Genomic DNA, 14,003 nt, shown 5'->3' on the forward strand with positions numbered 1-14,003 from the left:
CCGATGCCTCATTCCATACCTCGCCTGTTCGTCCTGCGCCGCGACCGGGACATCACTGGCGTCTCCGGCGCGGGCGACGTCGCCGACGGCGTCCAGTGGGCGGACGGCACGGTCGTACTCCGTTGGCGGGAGCGGCCGTCCACCGCCGTCTGGGACAGCCTCGAACTGATGCTGTCGGTGCACGGCCACGACGGCGCCACCCGCGTCGTGTGGGCCGACGACAGCCGCGCCCAGTCCGCTGCTGACCGGGCCTACAAGCTGGCGGAGCGCTGGCAGGCGGCGCACGGGGCGGCGATGTTCCTCGTACGGACCGCCGGCGCCGAGTTGCGCGACGTCCTCGAGGAGGACCAGGCCGACGGCCGGGGGCTTGCTGCCGTCGAGTGCTCTGCTCAGTACAACGGCGGCTTCGAGTTCGGCGTACGCCAGTGCATTCGGGCCGCGCAGCACTGCGGGGACCACATCGATGAGAACGGCTTCCACTGGTCCGACACCGTGGCCGTGTACCCCGTCGACGACTCCCAGGCTCCGCCCAACCAGGGCCCGTTGAGCGGCATCGAGGTGCGGCACCCGTGCCCGTACTGCGAGGGCTGCCCGCTCGTCCCACGGCACCTCATGGACGACCACGTCCGCGAGCAGCACCCCGAGGTGCGCGTGGGCGGCCCCGGCATCCCGGTGCCTCCGACCGACTCGGAGGGCGCCGGCCTCACCCCGCGACAGCGCGCCTACAAGGCCGTCAGCGAGCACATGTTGACCCTCGGCTACGCCTCGCTGGCCACCCGGTCACACATCTGGCGCGCGGTGAACCGTGCCCTCGACGCCGCCGGGCACCCCGCCGATCCCGCAGCCCAGTGCTGACTCCCGCACGAGATGGAGGCCTGACATTGATCTGCTCCGACTGCGCTGAGGCCGCAGACCAGCAGGCTGGCCCCGAAGCCCACTGCGACGCCGACGGCGGCCCGGGCGCCCCGTGCGACTGCCAGCACCGCACGGGGCGTTACAAACAGACGAGCGTCGTCATCCACATCGACGCATCGCGCGCTGTCGCGACCCTCCGCCGTACCGGGAGGCGGTGACCATGGCACGCCGTATCAAGGCCGCCGACGTCGATCGTCTCCTCATCGACCAGGGCCACGAGTTCAGCGAGTTCGAGGCAGGGGAGTGGGACCCCGGCTTCCGCGTCGCCCAGGCCGGGCCGCGCCAGGTCAACGTCTTCTACGACGGGCCAGGGGAGGCCGACCAACTCGCCGCCGTCACCACCGGGTTGCGCGCCAAGGGCTACCACGTCGTGCCCACCCAGCAGGACCGCGGCGGCCGCCGGCGTCTGGAGGTGACCCGCCCATGAGCGAACGTCTCGTCATCGACTGCCACGAGCTGTGGGAGACGGTAGTGGGCCAGCCCGGTGGCCTGCGCGCCGTGCGCCGGTGGCTCCGCCTCAACGGCATCGACCCTCACGACGTGCCCCTGGACTCCGAGCTGGTCATCGAGGACAGCGCGTACGGGATGGTCATCCGCCACGAGGCCTATCTGACCACCGACGACGGCCACAAGTACATCGACCCCGACAACCCAGACCGGGCCGCCACCGACGACCGTACAGCTGTGCTGCGGGTCGCCCCGAAGCCGCAGTGGCTGAGGGCGACGGGTGGTGAGCGGTGACTACCACCAGCCTGGAAACCGAGTTGCGCACCGCTGCCGCCCGGCTGCGCGACGACCGCAACCTGAACGGCCACCGCGTCGACTCCGGCAGTCGTGAGCTGCTGGAGATGATCCGCATCCTGCTACGGCTGCGCGAGCCGCTCGCCCGATGGCTGGAAGAACAGGCGCAGTACGTCGCCGCCCGCGGCATGTACGACGTCCTGGCTGTCGACGTGGCCCGCGTCGTCAATGCGGTGACCGAGCCGGGGCGTGGGCAGGACGGACACATCGCGGACCGGCTCGGCTGACGAGCCATGACCGTCGCTGACCTGAGCGCGGACTGGCAGGAGCGCGCGGCCTGCGCAGGCAAGGACACGAACCTGTGGTTCTCCACGAACCCCACGCGGGCTCAGGAGATCTGCGGGGGATGCCACGTCCGGCCCGAGTGCCTGTACGACGCCCTTCAGACCGAGACGCCCCACACCGCGTACGGCGTCCGGGGCGGCCTCACCCGTACGGACCGGAAGTCACTCCCCGCCTTGCCCAGTGACAAGGCCGACGCCATCGCCATGCTCCGCGAGCTGCTACCGCTGCCCGAGGACGACACCGCACCAGACGAAGGGAACGACCAGCCCATGAGCGGTACCCAGACCGCCTCCACCCCGGCCGAAATGAAACCGCCCGCTTCGGCCACGGACCCCGAGAAGCTGCCCGTCGGCAAGCTCCTGAAGTGGGGCGCCGAGCACCCGGAGCCGGAGGTCCAGGACCAGGCTGCCCGTGTCGGCGCGGCCCTCGCCGGCCTGCGTAAGCGCTACGCCGCCGACCAGGAGCTGGCCGCCATCACCACGGAGGCCGAGCAGCTGGAGCAGCGCCTCGCCGAGCTGCGGTCCCGTAGGCAGGAGCTGGCTCCGGCCAAGTCGAAGAAGCGCCGTGCCACGCCCAGCTACGAGGCCGCCCCGGTGCGGGCCTGGGCCCGTGCGAACAACATCCCCTGCCCGCCGGTCGGCCGCGTCCCAAAGACCGTTGTCGAAGCCTGGGGGGCCGCGCACGAGAACAAGGAGATTCCCGATGCCTGACATGCCCTTCCTCGGCCCGAGCGCCGAGTCCAAGCCGTTCGACCTCGATGCCGCCAACAGCACCATCGGCACAGCGATCATGGGGATGCTCAAGCTGATGCTGCGCGAGCCCGGCTCGATGCCCGACCCGGCAGAGGCCAAGGCCGTCATGGAGAGCATGCGGCACGGCCTGATGGCCGGCTCACAGGCCTGTGTCGAGGTCACGCGCATACGCACCGAGCTGGCCGCCCTGCGCGACGAACACAGGCCCCAGCCACACGCCGACCCCGCCAAGCCCGGCGCGCTGTGCGCCGCGTGCTCCGTCCACGGCTCGATCGTCTCCTGGCCCTGCGCTACCTGGTCCGCCGCTGAGCGCATCCTGAACCACAGGAAGGCCTGACCAGTGGACGAACCCATCACGCAGCTGGCCGCAGCCGCAGCCGAGCACCACGAGGTCTTCCAGGCCTGGATCGGGGCCGGCTTCACCGAGCACCAGGCCCTGGAGCTGCTGAAGGCGCTCATCACAGCCAACGCCCGTGGGAGTGCGCAGTGATCAATGCGGACAGCGTCGTACTGACCTTCAAGCAGTACGCCCACCAGTTCATGGTCGACGAGGCGCTCTTCCTCGACCTCGACGTCTCAGTGCAGCGCACGATGTTCGACCAAGCCCTGTTCCAGATGCGCACCAAGATCCTTACCGACGAGCTGCCGCCCCACATGCTCGCCGAGCGGAAGCGGGTCACCTTCGAGGTGCCGGCCTCCACCTGGCAGATGTGGAAGAAGCGCCACGCCCACCGCTGGTACGCGCGGCGCCTCGTCGCGCGCTGGCCGGTCCGCTACGAGCCGGACCCGGACGGCCGCTACGGCGACGCCGTGTGCTCCTTCGTCCTGGAGCGCTTCCGCACGTACCCGCGTGCCCAGGTGCAGCTGCCGCGTGACCGGTTCGGCATGGAGGTCCTGGCACACGGCATCCGGGACCTCCGCTGGGACGTGATCGCGCGAGAGGACGGCCGGGCATGACCGACAACATGCGCGTTCCCGGCTACTGCCCGATGGGTTGTGGCCAGACGCTGGAGCGCCGCGGCACTGACGGAGTGATCGTGTGCCAGGCGACGTACTGCCCTCAGAAGTACGCCGTCCGGGATCTCCTGGCCGATCGTGAGACCGAGCACATAGTGCAGTTCCATGCCGATGGCTTCACGATCCGGCACCCGCTGCGCGAGCGACTCGGCGACGTTCTGATGCGATGCGATTTGCACTGGCACTGCGTGTCCCTTCCTGGGCCGCCGGAATCTCCCGGGCGCTACCGAGCCGTCGAGCGGGACGGTGACTGGTCGTTCCAGCGGCTCGACACGCAGGAGACGACCGATGCAGACGCTTGACGACCTGGTCGCCGACCTCCTGGACCGCTACACCGGCGACGAGCAGCACCCCGGCGACGGCGGCCCTGGCCTCATCCACCGCCTCGACACTCTCGGCCTGCGCACCAGGCAGCCGAGGGACGGCGGGCACGCCCCGCCGGGCTCCCGGCCGCCGACGTCGCTCGAGGCCGTGTCCTGGTCGCAGCGCATCAAGGTGGACGCCATCGGCCTGGATATGCGGCTTCGCGGCTCGGCACACACACAGCCTTGGCGCCGCGCGTTGAAGGCGATTCCGCCGGGCGCCGAGACCGCCGGCCGGGTGCCGGAGGTGACCAGCATCGTCGGCCGCTGGCACGGCACCGTGCTGACCGTGCTCGGCCTGCGGGGCCCGTCGGTGCACTTCCGGCATGCCCTCTGCCTGGCCTGCGGGGAGCGCACCGTGTACGGCCGCGCGGACGACGACCGGCCGCGGGCGTGGTGCATCAACGACGCGTGCACGGACGGCGACACCGGCGCACCCGCACGGTACGAGGGGGCCCGCCTGTACCTGCTGACGGAGTACCGCGCCTTGTAGGGGAGCCGACGGCAGGGGTCTGCTGATCACAAACAGGTGCTGGCGATCCGGGAGTTGTCAAAGAAAGTACGACTCAACCGTTGTGGTGAGTCGTACTTTCTCGTACTCTGGTTACAGAGGTCGGGGCCGCAACCCCCGGCGCAACTCCCTGAGGAGGTCGCCATGTCGGACACGCTCATCCGCTCACTGGACCTGATCGAGCCCGGCGACCTCGTGCTCTACCACGGCTCCATCGAGGAGCTGCACGGCCTGTGGCTGGCCATCCCGTGCACGTGCAGCCTCTGCCGCGCGATCGACCGGCTCGGCCTCCCCGAGACCCGGTTCGCGCTGGCCGACCCGTGGGGCGAGCTGCCCGGCCCCTTCCACGTCCGCAGCCAGTCCGTCACCCGCTCCGTCGCCTGCACCTGAAGGGAGGCCATCGTGAACGCTTCGCTGACCCGCAGGACCACGGTCGCCGAGTACCTCGTACGGCGCGGCCTCCCGGCCGACTGGCGCTTCGGCTCCCCGCTCGGACGCGTCGCCGCTGAGATCTACCGCCAGACCTACCGGCGCGAGCCGGGCAAGGCGTGGCGGTTCATCAACGGCCGCTTCCGCCGCGTCATGGCCTACCTGCCGTCCGAGACGCACGTCCTGACGGCCGCGTGGGACCGGTACGGCTGCACTGCCGGGAACCGGCGCCGCACCGTCCGTACCCACCGTGCCGCGCCGGGCTGGGTGTCCAGCATCGACGCGATGCGGTGGACGCCGAGCGGTGGCCCCATCCGGAGCCATCCGTAGATCACCGAGACCGGCGGCCGGGCCATCCCCCCAGCCCGGCCGTCACCCCAGGGCCGCGCCCCGCGCCACCACCCCACCCGGCGGGGCGCGGCTCGCACAACTCAACACCGAGGTGCTGTAGCTCAGTTGGCAGAGCAGGCTCACTTATAAGGGTCGTGTCGCAGGTTCGAGTCCTGTCAGCACTACGTGGAGAAGAAACTCAGCCCCAAGGCGCGAGGTGAGCTGACCGAGGCGATAGTCCTCGCGAAGCTGATCGAGTACGGCTACTCGGTCTCGATGCCGTTCGGCGACAACCGCCGCTACGACATGATCGTGGACGACGGCCGCCAGCTGCACCGCGTGCAGGTGAAGACGGCCCGCAATGGTCGCAACGCCGGAACCATCGAGTTCAACACGGTGAGCACCCACCCGCTGTCCGGCAAGAAGACGCGGTACGACGGCCAGATCGAGGCCTTCATCGCCTACCACCCCAAGAGTCACGCCTTCTTCTGGGTCCCCGTCGTCGACTGCCAGGGCAACTACCTGGCGTTCCGGACGGCTCCGGCGAAGAACAACCAGGTCTACGGCACGCGCCTGGCGGAGTTGTACCGCCTCCAGCCCGCGCCCTCCACAGACGACGCCCCTGAAAACCGGAGTTGACCATGCCCAAGACCACCTACCCCACGACGCCCGCCGAGGTGGCGGCCGCCGTCCTCGACGCGATCGAACGGCGCCGTGACGCCTTCCGCATGAACGAGTGGTTCTACCAGCCCCAGCACCGCGCGTTGCTGCCGTCCGACGAGCCCGACTGCGGCACCACGATGTGCATCGCCGGGTGGGCCGCCCACGTCACGGGCTGGACGCTCTACAACTCGCTCCACGCGATCAAGGACGGCGAGAGCCGCCTCATCGAAAGCGTCGCCACCGACGCGCTCGGCCTCGACTGCGAGACGAACGAGATCTTCTGGTGGCCCGGCGATGACGCCCTCTCCCGGCTCCGTGAGATCGCCGGACGCTGACCCCCTGACCGCTCGGCGGCTGGACACGCGACCGCGCCACGGCGCATCGACTCGCTTCCCGCCGCCGAGCCCCCACCGCCCTTCGGAGTACCCCATGACGACGCCCAGCCGGATCGCCTCGCAGGCCGGCGACCTCATCCGCCAGTTCAACCACGAGACGATCGCCACCGGCGACGGTTGGCAGTACCCGCCACACGCGTACGACGCGATCGGCTCCCTCGCCTACATGGTGCGCATGCTGCCGCAGGCCATCGAGCAGACCATGCGGCCCGTGGAGCGCACGCACGAGCACGGCCGCGTCACTGTCGACGGCGGCCGGGCCCCGGAGCAGGCCGTCGCCGAGCTGCGTGCGGCCGTGGGGGAGGCCGTCCACCTCGCTCGGCTCCTGTTCGCCGCAGCGGACCGCATGCACTCCGCCGCCTCCCCGCTGGGCCTGGACACCCGTGGCCTGCCCGAGTTCGACGACTGAGCTTCAGGAGACACCACCCATGACCACACAGAGCATCCCCATGGTGCCGATCAACGACCGCCCCGACGGCTTCGAGGAGCACGCCGTCCAGGTCGCCGTCCTCCGCGACACCCTCACGGCCGTCGGCATCGACCTCGGCGCGTACGAGCGGCAGATCATCGACTGGCTGTCCCACTGGGAGTGGGCGACGGTCGCCGTCATCGCGTCCTGGGTGGCGCGCGCCGCCGCGAACCGGCCGCCGGCCCCGGCCGTCGCCCTGCCCGGTCGGTTCGACGCGCCCCCGGCCGAGATCGACCAGCACCTGCGCCGGATCCTCGCCGACGACGTCTACCTGCGCTACCAGCAGACCATCGGCGGCCTGGCCGTGGCCGAGGCCGCGAAGGACGTCCGGATGGAGGTGGCCGCCCCGGACGCCCCGGGCGCCAAGCAGTGGCGAGAGGTGGCTGACTACCTCGACCCCGCCAAGGGCGGCAACCCGTACCCGTCGCAGCTCCAGTGCTCCCAGCACAACGGCTTCGCCCCGTGCCAGGGTGCACCCGACTGCACGCCGGGAGAGGTCGCCTGATGGCCACCGGACCCGAGCACTACCGAGAGGCCGAACGGCTCGTACGAGACGCGCACCGCTTCACCTACGGCGACAGCGCCGACCCGGTCACCGGGGCCGCCCTCGCCACCGAAGCCCAGGTGCATGCCACGCTCGCACTCGCGGCCGCTACCGCCATGCAGGCGCCCGTCGACGGTTCCGAGTGCGGCATGGGCTCGCGCGAGTTCGATGCCTGGTACAAGGCGGCCGGCGTGAAGACGCCGACACACAGGAGCGGTGAGGACTGATGGCCGAGCCGCTGAGCCCCGAGCGGGAGCAGGAGATCCGCGAGTCCATCCCGACCGTGTACGGGCCGCCCTGGACGCTGCACCCGGACATGGAGGACGGCACCTGGCGGGTGATGTACGCGACCGACCACCCGCTGGCTGGGCTCGTCGCGGTCGTCCCCGACTACGGGGCGCACCTCGCCGAGTTCATCGCCACCGCCCGCGCGGCCGTGCCCGAGCTGCTCGACGAGATCGACCGCTTGCGCGACGAGTTCGCCAAGGTGCGCGCCGAGGCGTTCCTCGAAGCCGCCGCCGCCATCGACAACGACGACGAGTGCGACTGCGGCGGCTGTGACTCCTGCCAGCCGCGCAAACTCGCCGCCATGCTCCGGGAGAAGGCGGGGAAGGCGGAGCCCACGCCGGTGGTCGTGTCCCGGTACGATGTGGTCATCGAACCGGCCCCCGACGAGGAGCCGGTACTCACGGTCGGCGCGCTGGCCGAGGACGGCCGTCCGGTCGCACTGCTCTTCGACGAGGAGACCCGCCGCAGGATAGCGGGCTGGCTCGCACCCGACGTTGCCGAACTGCTCGCATCCGCCAGCTCGTTCGAGATCCCGCGGCCCGGCCATTGGCGGCCGCTGCTGCTCCAGCGCAGCTATGCCGGCGGCGACCGGTGGTGGATCGGCGACCGGGAGGGCCGCCGCTGGCACCGCGAGCACGGCTTCGTGTACGAGGCGCAGAACGAGAACGAGAGCACCCGCACCGACACGCGGTTCCCACTCGCTGAGGCGTGGCCCTTGGCACAGCGGATCGCCGCTGGCGAGACGCTGCGGTGCGCCACTGGCGACAGTGAGCGAGCAGAGCCGTGAGCCAGCCGCCCGCCATGACGGTCGCCACCCGCCGCGCCCTCGTACGCCAGCTCAGAGCTGACGATCCGACACTGAGCGCCAGGAAGATCGCAGGTCAGGTCGGCGTCGGGAAGGACACGATCCTTCGGGACCTCGAAGCGATCAGCCAGGAAGACGCCCAGGCTGCGCCGGAACCGGACGCCGTCGAGCCAGAGGGCGCGCCGGACGCGCCCGACGGCGCACCGGCCGATGCGCCACCGGACGCCGACCGTCTCACCGTGGCGCTCGACGACCAGCTGCGCACCGGCCTCACCGTGCTCGCTCACGCCGGGCACACCCCCGAGGACGCCGTACGTCTCGCCGTCGCTGTCCTCGCCCGCGCCTACGAGGGCGCCTGGAAGTTCGGCCTCTACCCGCACGGCATCGCGCCCCGCGTCCGTGTCGTCAAGCTCTACCCCTACAACCCGAAAGGCCCCACCCAGTGAGCCCCCGACCCGAAGCGATCGCCGCAGCCGACTGGTGGGCCGCGAAGCTCGCCAGCCCGGCACGGCACGACGTCGGCGCCACCGAGTCGAACGCGCTCGCCAACACGGTCTCCGCACTCGTACAGCGGCAGCGCAGCCAGGCCCAGATCGAGGCCTTCCGCGAGGCCCTGGCCGAGGAGATCGAACAGCACGTCGAGAAGTACAGCTGGCGTCCGGATGAGCCGGACTTCGGTTCCTACATGCGCTCGATCATGGTCGACTACGGCCCTGACCCGGTGCTCGCAGACGCGGCCGAGCACGCTGGGTTCGAGCTGAAGGTGCTCGACCTACCGATGAAGACTGTCATGTGGATCAACCCGGGAATCGTCAAGGTCGCCGAGGGCTACTCCGCTCAGCCCGTGATCATCTGGAGGGCCGGCGCGTGAGCGATGACCTATCCAACGCAGTCTGCTACATCCGGTCCACCACCGACCCCGAGGACGGTACGGCTGCCTGCCTCCTCGAATGGGGCCCCATTCAGGCCCTGCTCACTCCGGACGTCGTTCTCACCACCGCCCGCGACCTCACGGCGGCCGCCGCCCATGCCGAAACCGACATCGCCCTCATCCGCGTCTTCCGCTCCGGCCTCACGCTCGACATGACGACCATCGGCCACATGGTCCGCGACATCCGCGCGGAGCGCCCCGCCCCCACCGGAAAGACCGCACTACGCATCGAGGCCGTCGCCGGCGCCAGGACGGGCCGGCCGTACGTCCACATCGCCCGCGGCTCTATGAAAGGCCAACTCAGCCCCGACGAGGCCCGCGACATGGCCATCCACTGGACAGAGGCCGCCGTCGCCGCACAGATCGACGTCCGGCTACGGTGCGCCCTCGGCGAGTGGGACCACCTGCTGCCCGCCGACATCGACCGTCTGTTCACCCTGCTTCAGGAAGTGCAGCGATGAACCACCGCCCGTACCCCAACGTCGACCGCGCCCTGGCCCAGCTGGAGCGCGGCAGACCTCCGCAGCCGTGCCAGCCGAAGCGGTGGAACCCGTTCACCACGACCGGACGCGACCTCGGCGAGGCGCTGCGGGCCGCCTTTGAGCACCCGAGGAAGACCGGCAAGACGGTCATTGTGGCCCAGGTCCTCGACCAGGCGGTGAAGGCCGGCCAGCACGTCCACGTCGCCACTCGCGACGGCGTACGGTGCGCCAGCGGCGCCCCGGCTTGCTCACTGCCGAGCAAGGAGCCGAGCCGCTGCATGATCGTGGCAAGCAACGAGATCGACCAGAAGGGACGGGCATGAGCGACCGCACCGCTCTTGGCGACCGGATGAAGCGCCACGAGGCGGCGTTCCGGGCCGTGCTGCCCCGGCGCACGTACACCGTGATCCGGGTCGACGGGCGCGCCTTCCACACCTACCTACGCGGGGCCGTCAAGCCCTTCGACGAGGCGTTCATGGCCGACATGGACGCCGTCGCCGAGACGTGCTGCCAGGAGATCACTGGCAGCGCGATCGCTTACACCCAGTCCGACGAGATCAGCGTCCTCGTCACGGACTTCGCCACCGAGCAGACCGAACCCTGGTTCGGGGGAGTCGTCGCCAAGCAGATCAGCATCTCCGCCGCGATCGCCACCGCCGTCCTCAACGAACGCCGGCCCGGGCGCCGCGCCCTGTTCGACGCCCGCGTCTTCACGCTCTCGGACCCGGTTGAAGTGGCGAACTACTTCCTGTGGCGGCAGCGCGACGCCGTGCGGAACTCCGTCAGCATGGCGGCACAGGCCCACTTCTCCCACCGGCGGCTGCACGGCGTGGACACGAACGGGATGCAGGAGCTGCTCCGGTCTGAGGCTGGGATCAACTGGAACGACTTCCCTGACGGCTGCAAGCGCGGCCGCGTCACCGTGCGGCTCACGGGCGAGCGGACCGTCGAGTACTTCGACAAGCGCACGCAGCAGACCGTGCTCACGACCGCGGTGCGCTCCTGGTGGGAGACGACCGCGGCTCCACACTTCACCACTGAGCCGGGTTCCTGGCTCGCAGAGGTCATCCCCGCCCTGCCGACCCTCACGAGAAGATGACCGCTATGACCAACGATCTGGTGGCCTTCGTCCGCGCGCGCCTCGATGAGAGGGCGCAGATCGCGCGACAAGCTCAGCGCGTAACCGGCTCCGCTGACTGGCGGGCTGACTGGCGGCGTTACGCAGAGAACAGCTTCGATGCTCGGATCGTCTCTGCCCCGGGCAAGCCCGTCTTCGACGGATACGGGGCGATCGACGCGGCCGAGTTCGCGTCCCGGCAGGATCCGGCCCGCGTCCTGGCCGACATCGAAGCTGACCGGACACTGCTGGCCCTCTACGAGGCTGTTGCCGACATGGACAGAGAGGACGCCGAGCCAGAGTTCGCCGACGGCCGCGCAGTCGGATTGGGCGAGGCCGTGCGGTGCCGGGCCATGAAGTATGCCGCCCACCCCGACTACCGAGAGGAATGGCGCCCATGACCACCGAGCGAGTGACCGTCCGAGTCCTGCTGCTGTTCGGCGACCAGGCCGAGATCGTTGTCCAGGCCCTCGAGGGGCGCCGCGGCTACCGCAAGGCCGCCGACGGGAGTGGCTCGACCCGCTGAAGGTGTGAAGCGGCCCGGCCGCTTCCCGCGCCCCAGGACCGGCCCACGTACCGTGGCACCGTGAGCAGCCCGCGCCGTGTCCGCCTCAGCATCCTCGTCGAAGTCGAGGACGACGAAGGAGACAAGGGCCGCGAACATACGACCCACCGGCTCTACCTGCTCGCCCGGCGCCTGGCCCACGAGGTAGCGGGGAGGGCTCTCGAGTACCGACGCCTCCGCGTACTTGGCTACGACGTTGACGACGAAGGCGCACCATAGGCCCACGGGTCGACTGGACCAGGCACACCCCTTCCCTTCTGGTCGAATCGGGCGCATGGCCCATTGCCCTCAGGCGGCACCCAGTACATAGGGGCGATTCGAAGCCACGCCCACACCCGCGCCACGGTGATGCGCGCTGGCCTAAGTCGCCGCTGATCGAATGGCCCGGCGGAGGCCCTGAAGTGGGGCCAGCGACTCCGTGAGAGGGTGCAGAGCGCCCGGCTGCAGGTGCCCGGACCGGCTTCGGCTCGCGAGCAGGGGCAGACCCGTCACGGGGGGGAACGAGCCTGCCCCTGCACGTCGGCGCCCGCGTACCTCCCCCCGGAGAGCAGGCGCCCTGACCCCGTCTGGGATCACTACCTCCAGCGCGCCGCGGGACGGGAGTGTCACGGCTGACGGCCAATGACCGCAGGATCAACGCCCTTGTGTAGGAAGCTACTTTCAAGCGTCACGAGTCAGATACGAACCATCCATAGACCTGGTCGTATCTTTACGCTTCCTTAACAATGACGGGGCTCAGTACCGTCCTTGGGGGGACCATGCACGTCAGAACAACCGCGCTCACGACCATCGCGGTCCTCGCCGCCACACTCACCGCGTGCAGCAGCGACAAGCCTGACAGCAAGGCCGGTCACACCGCCGGCGACAGCGCGCCCGTAGCCAACCAGCCGAGCGAATCCCGCGCCGACGTGCGCCTCGTGTGGAGCCACACCGGGAAGGACGACAGCGGCGACACGAGCGTCACGTACGTCGCCCGGGTGACGAACTCCGGCAGCTCCCTGGCGTCCGTGGCCATCGACGCCCGGGCCCTGGACAAGACGGGCGCCATCGTCGGCTCAGACCAGGAGGCCCTCCCGAACATCCCCGCCCACACCACGTTTGACTTTCTCGGCACGCTCGGCGGCAGCTTCACCCAGCTCACCGGAACCCCCGCGAAGATCGACGTCACGCAGGCGAAGGACGCCTTCGGCATGGCCGGATCCGTCGAGCAGCCCATGCTCGCCACCAGCGAGCTGAAGCTCACTCAGGGCAGCCGCGACGACCTGTTCACGAACGACCCCTACTCGTACAACCTGACGGTGAAGGTCACCAACAGCACGCACGATGACTTGCAGGGCATTGTCACCCAGCAGGTCATCCTCTACAACGCGGCCGGCCAGATCGTCGGCGGCGACAGAGGTTCGTCCGATAATGCGCCCAACAACCTTCCCGCCGGGATGAGCTACCGCGAGCAGTGGACCGGTATCCCTGCCCATGGCAAGGCGACCCGCGCCGTCTACACCGTGTGGGAGGGCTGATCAGGCATGCACGCCAGAACCGCACTGATCACCATCGCCGTCCTCGCTGCCACGCTCACCGCATGCGGCAGCAACGGGCCCTCGCCCAGCAAGACAGAACGCGCCACCACCGCCAACTCGCCGACGTCCGCCGCGCCCAGCACCGCCGCACCGAACCTCTCCACCGCCTGGGTCCCGAAGCTGGACAAGGCCACCACCAGCGACGTCCAAGGCGTCTGCGAGCACGTCGGAAGCCAGCGGTGCGCCGACCATCTCACAGGCATCGTCACTATCGGGATTGACCTCCAAATCGCGATCACAGAAGCCGGTGCGAAGCGGATGTATCCGCGGTCCATGGACCAGCTCGACAAGATGATGCGCGCCTCAGACGGCTACACGAACGATGGCTGCCTGAACGATCCGCTCGCGGACATGGATGGTTCGCCATGTTTCAAGCACTCACTCGACATCATGGGAGCTGGCACGAGCCTCCAGTTCACGATGCAGACGGATGAGATCCGGTGGGGGCTGGACGGCTGACGGCATCAGGCCCGGGAGGGGTAGCACCCCGCCCGCCCGCAAAGACTCCCGCCTCAGCTGGGGCCGTAGCGGTGCGCGTTGTCGCCCACCCACGTACCGAGCCGCCCGAACGCCCGGTAATCACAGGTCCCCGGGCCGTCACGGCTCTGCAACAACCACGGCAGCCCGGCGGCCACATGGACATCCTGAGCCGGTGCACATCGACATCAACTCCCTGATCAACACGGCTGGCACGCTCGCCGCCGTCGCACTCGGTGCCGGGCTGACCGCCCGCATCAACTCCCGCGCGACCGCCCGGGCCGAAGC

General features: G+C 69.8%; 28 protein-coding genes and 1 tRNA gene. All 29 read left to right on the top strand.

Annotated elements, in window-relative coordinates; translation table 11 throughout:
* Positions 1–3: 3 nt before the first annotated feature.
* A complete protein-coding gene (locus tag ACWD5D_RS09845) occupies positions 4–855 on the top strand; it encodes a hypothetical protein (RefSeq protein WP_451372271.1) in 852 nt (283 codons plus the stop codon).
* Positions 856–1,075: 220 nt separating this feature from the next.
* Entirely contained in the window at positions 1,076–1,342 is a 267-nt protein-coding gene (locus ACWD5D_RS09850; RefSeq protein WP_451372272.1) for a hypothetical protein, read from the top strand.
* Positions 1,339–1,656: a hypothetical protein gene (locus ACWD5D_RS09855; protein WP_451372273.1), complete on the top strand. Its 318-nt coding sequence runs from the start codon at positions 1,339–1,341 to the stop codon at positions 1,654–1,656. Before ACWD5D_RS09850 ends, ACWD5D_RS09855 begins: the two co-directional genes overlap by 4 nt.
* The gene (locus tag ACWD5D_RS09860; RefSeq protein WP_451372274.1) at positions 1,653–1,943 is read left to right on the top strand and encodes a hypothetical protein; all 291 of its coding nucleotides are present in this window, start codon (positions 1,653–1,655) and stop codon (positions 1,941–1,943) included. The genes ACWD5D_RS09855 and ACWD5D_RS09860 overlap by 4 nt, the downstream gene beginning before the upstream one ends.
* A gap of 6 nt (positions 1,944–1,949) precedes the next feature.
* The gene (locus tag ACWD5D_RS09865) at positions 1,950–2,711 is read left to right on the top strand and encodes a WhiB family transcriptional regulator (protein WP_451372275.1); all 762 of its coding nucleotides are present in this window, start codon (positions 1,950–1,952) and stop codon (positions 2,709–2,711) included.
* On the top strand, positions 2,704–3,090 hold the full coding sequence (locus tag ACWD5D_RS09870; protein ID WP_451372276.1) for a hypothetical protein: 387 nt from the start codon (positions 2,704–2,706) through the stop codon (positions 3,088–3,090). The genes ACWD5D_RS09865 and ACWD5D_RS09870 overlap by 8 nt, the downstream gene beginning before the upstream one ends.
* A gap of 3 nt (positions 3,091–3,093) precedes the next feature.
* Entirely contained in the window at positions 3,094–3,243 is a 150-nt protein-coding gene (locus tag ACWD5D_RS09875; protein WP_451372277.1) for a hypothetical protein, read from the top strand.
* Positions 3,240–3,710, top strand: coding sequence for a hypothetical protein (locus ACWD5D_RS09880; RefSeq protein WP_451372278.1), 471 nt, complete (start codon positions 3,240–3,242; stop codon positions 3,708–3,710). Before ACWD5D_RS09875 ends, ACWD5D_RS09880 begins: the two co-directional genes overlap by 4 nt.
* Complete coding sequence (locus ACWD5D_RS09885) at positions 3,707–4,072, top strand: DUF6085 family protein (RefSeq protein WP_451372279.1); 366 nt, start codon at positions 3,707–3,709, stop codon at positions 4,070–4,072. Before ACWD5D_RS09880 ends, ACWD5D_RS09885 begins: the two co-directional genes overlap by 4 nt.
* Positions 4,059–4,625, top strand: coding sequence for a hypothetical protein (locus ACWD5D_RS09890; protein WP_451372280.1), 567 nt, complete (start codon positions 4,059–4,061; stop codon positions 4,623–4,625). Before ACWD5D_RS09885 ends, ACWD5D_RS09890 begins: the two co-directional genes overlap by 14 nt.
* Positions 4,626–4,787: 162 nt before the next feature.
* A complete protein-coding gene (locus ACWD5D_RS09895; protein ID WP_451372281.1) occupies positions 4,788–5,033 on the top strand; it encodes a hypothetical protein in 246 nt (81 codons plus the stop codon).
* 12 nt (positions 5,034–5,045) lie between these two features.
* Positions 5,046–5,402 carry a hypothetical protein gene (locus tag ACWD5D_RS09900; RefSeq protein ID WP_451372282.1) on the top strand — a complete coding sequence of 119 codons (357 nt, stop codon included), beginning with the start codon at positions 5,046–5,048 and terminating at the stop codon, positions 5,400–5,402.
* Positions 5,403–5,513: 111 nt separating this feature from the next.
* A tRNA-Tyr gene (locus ACWD5D_RS09905) sits at positions 5,514–5,587 on the top strand.
* Between the two features lies 1 nt (position 5,588).
* On the top strand, positions 5,589–6,041 hold the full coding sequence (locus tag ACWD5D_RS09910; protein ID WP_451372283.1) for a group I intron-associated PD-(D/E)XK endonuclease: 453 nt from the start codon (positions 5,589–5,591) through the stop codon (positions 6,039–6,041).
* Between the two features lie 2 nt (positions 6,042–6,043).
* Positions 6,044–6,400: a hypothetical protein gene (locus ACWD5D_RS09915; protein WP_451372284.1), complete on the top strand. Its 357-nt coding sequence runs from the start codon at positions 6,044–6,046 to the stop codon at positions 6,398–6,400.
* A gap of 94 nt (positions 6,401–6,494) precedes the next feature.
* A complete protein-coding gene (locus ACWD5D_RS09920; protein WP_451372285.1) occupies positions 6,495–6,869 on the top strand; it encodes a hypothetical protein in 375 nt (124 codons plus the stop codon).
* A 19-nt stretch (positions 6,870–6,888) separates the two neighbouring features.
* Complete coding sequence (locus ACWD5D_RS09925; protein WP_451372286.1) at positions 6,889–7,434, top strand: hypothetical protein; 546 nt, start codon at positions 6,889–6,891, stop codon at positions 7,432–7,434.
* On the top strand, positions 7,434–7,700 hold the full coding sequence (locus ACWD5D_RS09930; protein ID WP_451372287.1) for a hypothetical protein: 267 nt from the start codon (positions 7,434–7,436) through the stop codon (positions 7,698–7,700). The genes ACWD5D_RS09925 and ACWD5D_RS09930 overlap by 1 nt, the downstream gene beginning before the upstream one ends.
* Positions 7,700–8,548, top strand: coding sequence for a hypothetical protein (locus ACWD5D_RS09935; RefSeq protein WP_451372288.1), 849 nt, complete (start codon positions 7,700–7,702; stop codon positions 8,546–8,548). The genes ACWD5D_RS09930 and ACWD5D_RS09935 overlap by 1 nt, the downstream gene beginning before the upstream one ends.
* On the top strand, positions 8,545–9,012 hold the full coding sequence (locus ACWD5D_RS09940) for a hypothetical protein (RefSeq protein WP_451372289.1): 468 nt from the start codon (positions 8,545–8,547) through the stop codon (positions 9,010–9,012). The genes ACWD5D_RS09935 and ACWD5D_RS09940 overlap by 4 nt, the downstream gene beginning before the upstream one ends.
* Complete coding sequence (locus tag ACWD5D_RS09945) at positions 9,009–9,437, top strand: hypothetical protein (RefSeq protein ID WP_451372290.1); 429 nt, start codon at positions 9,009–9,011, stop codon at positions 9,435–9,437. The genes ACWD5D_RS09940 and ACWD5D_RS09945 overlap by 4 nt, the downstream gene beginning before the upstream one ends.
* Positions 9,434–9,958, top strand: a complete 525-nt coding sequence (locus ACWD5D_RS09950) for a hypothetical protein (protein ID WP_451372291.1) — start codon at positions 9,434–9,436, stop codon at positions 9,956–9,958. Before ACWD5D_RS09945 ends, ACWD5D_RS09950 begins: the two co-directional genes overlap by 4 nt.
* Entirely contained in the window at positions 9,955–10,302 is a 348-nt protein-coding gene (locus ACWD5D_RS09955; protein ID WP_451372292.1) for a hypothetical protein, read from the top strand. Before ACWD5D_RS09950 ends, ACWD5D_RS09955 begins: the two co-directional genes overlap by 4 nt.
* Complete coding sequence (locus ACWD5D_RS09960; RefSeq protein ID WP_451372293.1) at positions 10,299–11,078, top strand: tRNA(His) guanylyltransferase Thg1 family protein; 780 nt, start codon at positions 10,299–10,301, stop codon at positions 11,076–11,078. The genes ACWD5D_RS09955 and ACWD5D_RS09960 overlap by 4 nt, the downstream gene beginning before the upstream one ends.
* Before the next feature lie 5 nt (positions 11,079–11,083).
* Complete coding sequence (locus ACWD5D_RS09965) at positions 11,084–11,497, top strand: DUF6221 family protein (protein ID WP_451372294.1); 414 nt, start codon at positions 11,084–11,086, stop codon at positions 11,495–11,497.
* The gene (locus tag ACWD5D_RS09970; RefSeq protein WP_451372295.1) at positions 11,494–11,622 is read left to right on the top strand and encodes a hypothetical protein; all 129 of its coding nucleotides are present in this window, start codon (positions 11,494–11,496) and stop codon (positions 11,620–11,622) included. The genes ACWD5D_RS09965 and ACWD5D_RS09970 overlap by 4 nt, the downstream gene beginning before the upstream one ends.
* Before the next feature lie 60 nt (positions 11,623–11,682).
* A complete protein-coding gene (locus ACWD5D_RS09975) occupies positions 11,683–11,880 on the top strand; it encodes a hypothetical protein (RefSeq protein WP_451372296.1) in 198 nt (65 codons plus the stop codon).
* A 539-nt stretch (positions 11,881–12,419) separates the two neighbouring features.
* Positions 12,420–13,178, top strand: coding sequence for a hypothetical protein (locus tag ACWD5D_RS09980; RefSeq protein ID WP_451372297.1), 759 nt, complete (start codon positions 12,420–12,422; stop codon positions 13,176–13,178).
* Between the two features lie 6 nt (positions 13,179–13,184).
* Entirely contained in the window at positions 13,185–13,697 is a 513-nt protein-coding gene (locus ACWD5D_RS09985; RefSeq protein WP_451372298.1) for a hypothetical protein, read from the top strand.
* Positions 13,698–14,003 lie beyond the last annotated feature (306 nt).

The organism is Streptomyces sp. NPDC002520 (genome assembly GCF_053595235.1).

Excerpts from the sequence above, each read along its gene's own strand:
- ACWD5D_RS09845 (WP_451372271.1), top strand. The coding sequence starts at position 4 with ATGCCTCATTCCATACCTCGCCTGTTCGTCCTGCGCCGCGACCGGGAC.
- ACWD5D_RS09850 (WP_451372272.1), top strand. The coding sequence starts at position 1,076 with ATGGCACGCCGTATCAAGGCCGCCGACGTCGATCGTCTCCTCATCGAC.
- ACWD5D_RS09855 (WP_451372273.1), top strand. The coding sequence starts at position 1,339 with ATGAGCGAACGTCTCGTCATCGACTGCCACGAGCTGTGGGAGACGGTA.
- ACWD5D_RS09865 (WP_451372275.1), top strand. The coding sequence starts at position 1,950 with ATGACCGTCGCTGACCTGAGCGCGGACTGGCAGGAGCGCGCGGCCTGC.
- ACWD5D_RS09870 (WP_451372276.1), top strand. The coding sequence starts at position 2,704 with ATGCCTGACATGCCCTTCCTCGGCCCGAGCGCCGAGTCCAAGCCGTTC.
- ACWD5D_RS09885 (WP_451372279.1), top strand. The coding sequence starts at position 3,707 with ATGACCGACAACATGCGCGTTCCCGGCTACTGCCCGATGGGTTGTGGC.
- ACWD5D_RS09890 (WP_451372280.1), top strand. The coding sequence starts at position 4,059 with ATGCAGACGCTTGACGACCTGGTCGCCGACCTCCTGGACCGCTACACC.
- ACWD5D_RS09895 (WP_451372281.1), top strand. The coding sequence starts at position 4,788 with ATGTCGGACACGCTCATCCGCTCACTGGACCTGATCGAGCCCGGCGAC.
- ACWD5D_RS09915 (WP_451372284.1), top strand. The coding sequence starts at position 6,044 with ATGCCCAAGACCACCTACCCCACGACGCCCGCCGAGGTGGCGGCCGCC.
- ACWD5D_RS09920 (WP_451372285.1), top strand. The coding sequence starts at position 6,495 with ATGACGACGCCCAGCCGGATCGCCTCGCAGGCCGGCGACCTCATCCGC.
- ACWD5D_RS09925 (WP_451372286.1), top strand. The coding sequence starts at position 6,889 with ATGACCACACAGAGCATCCCCATGGTGCCGATCAACGACCGCCCCGAC.
- ACWD5D_RS09930 (WP_451372287.1), top strand. The coding sequence starts at position 7,434 with ATGGCCACCGGACCCGAGCACTACCGAGAGGCCGAACGGCTCGTACGA.
- ACWD5D_RS09935 (WP_451372288.1), top strand. The coding sequence starts at position 7,700 with ATGGCCGAGCCGCTGAGCCCCGAGCGGGAGCAGGAGATCCGCGAGTCC.
- ACWD5D_RS09955 (WP_451372292.1), top strand. The coding sequence starts at position 9,955 with ATGAACCACCGCCCGTACCCCAACGTCGACCGCGCCCTGGCCCAGCTG.
- ACWD5D_RS09960 (WP_451372293.1), top strand. The coding sequence starts at position 10,299 with ATGAGCGACCGCACCGCTCTTGGCGACCGGATGAAGCGCCACGAGGCG.
- ACWD5D_RS09965 (WP_451372294.1), top strand. The coding sequence starts at position 11,084 with ATGACCAACGATCTGGTGGCCTTCGTCCGCGCGCGCCTCGATGAGAGG.
- ACWD5D_RS09970 (WP_451372295.1), top strand. The coding sequence starts at position 11,494 with ATGACCACCGAGCGAGTGACCGTCCGAGTCCTGCTGCTGTTCGGCGAC.
- ACWD5D_RS09980 (WP_451372297.1), top strand. The coding sequence starts at position 12,420 with ATGCACGTCAGAACAACCGCGCTCACGACCATCGCGGTCCTCGCCGCC.
- ACWD5D_RS09985 (WP_451372298.1), top strand. The coding sequence starts at position 13,185 with ATGCACGCCAGAACCGCACTGATCACCATCGCCGTCCTCGCTGCCACG.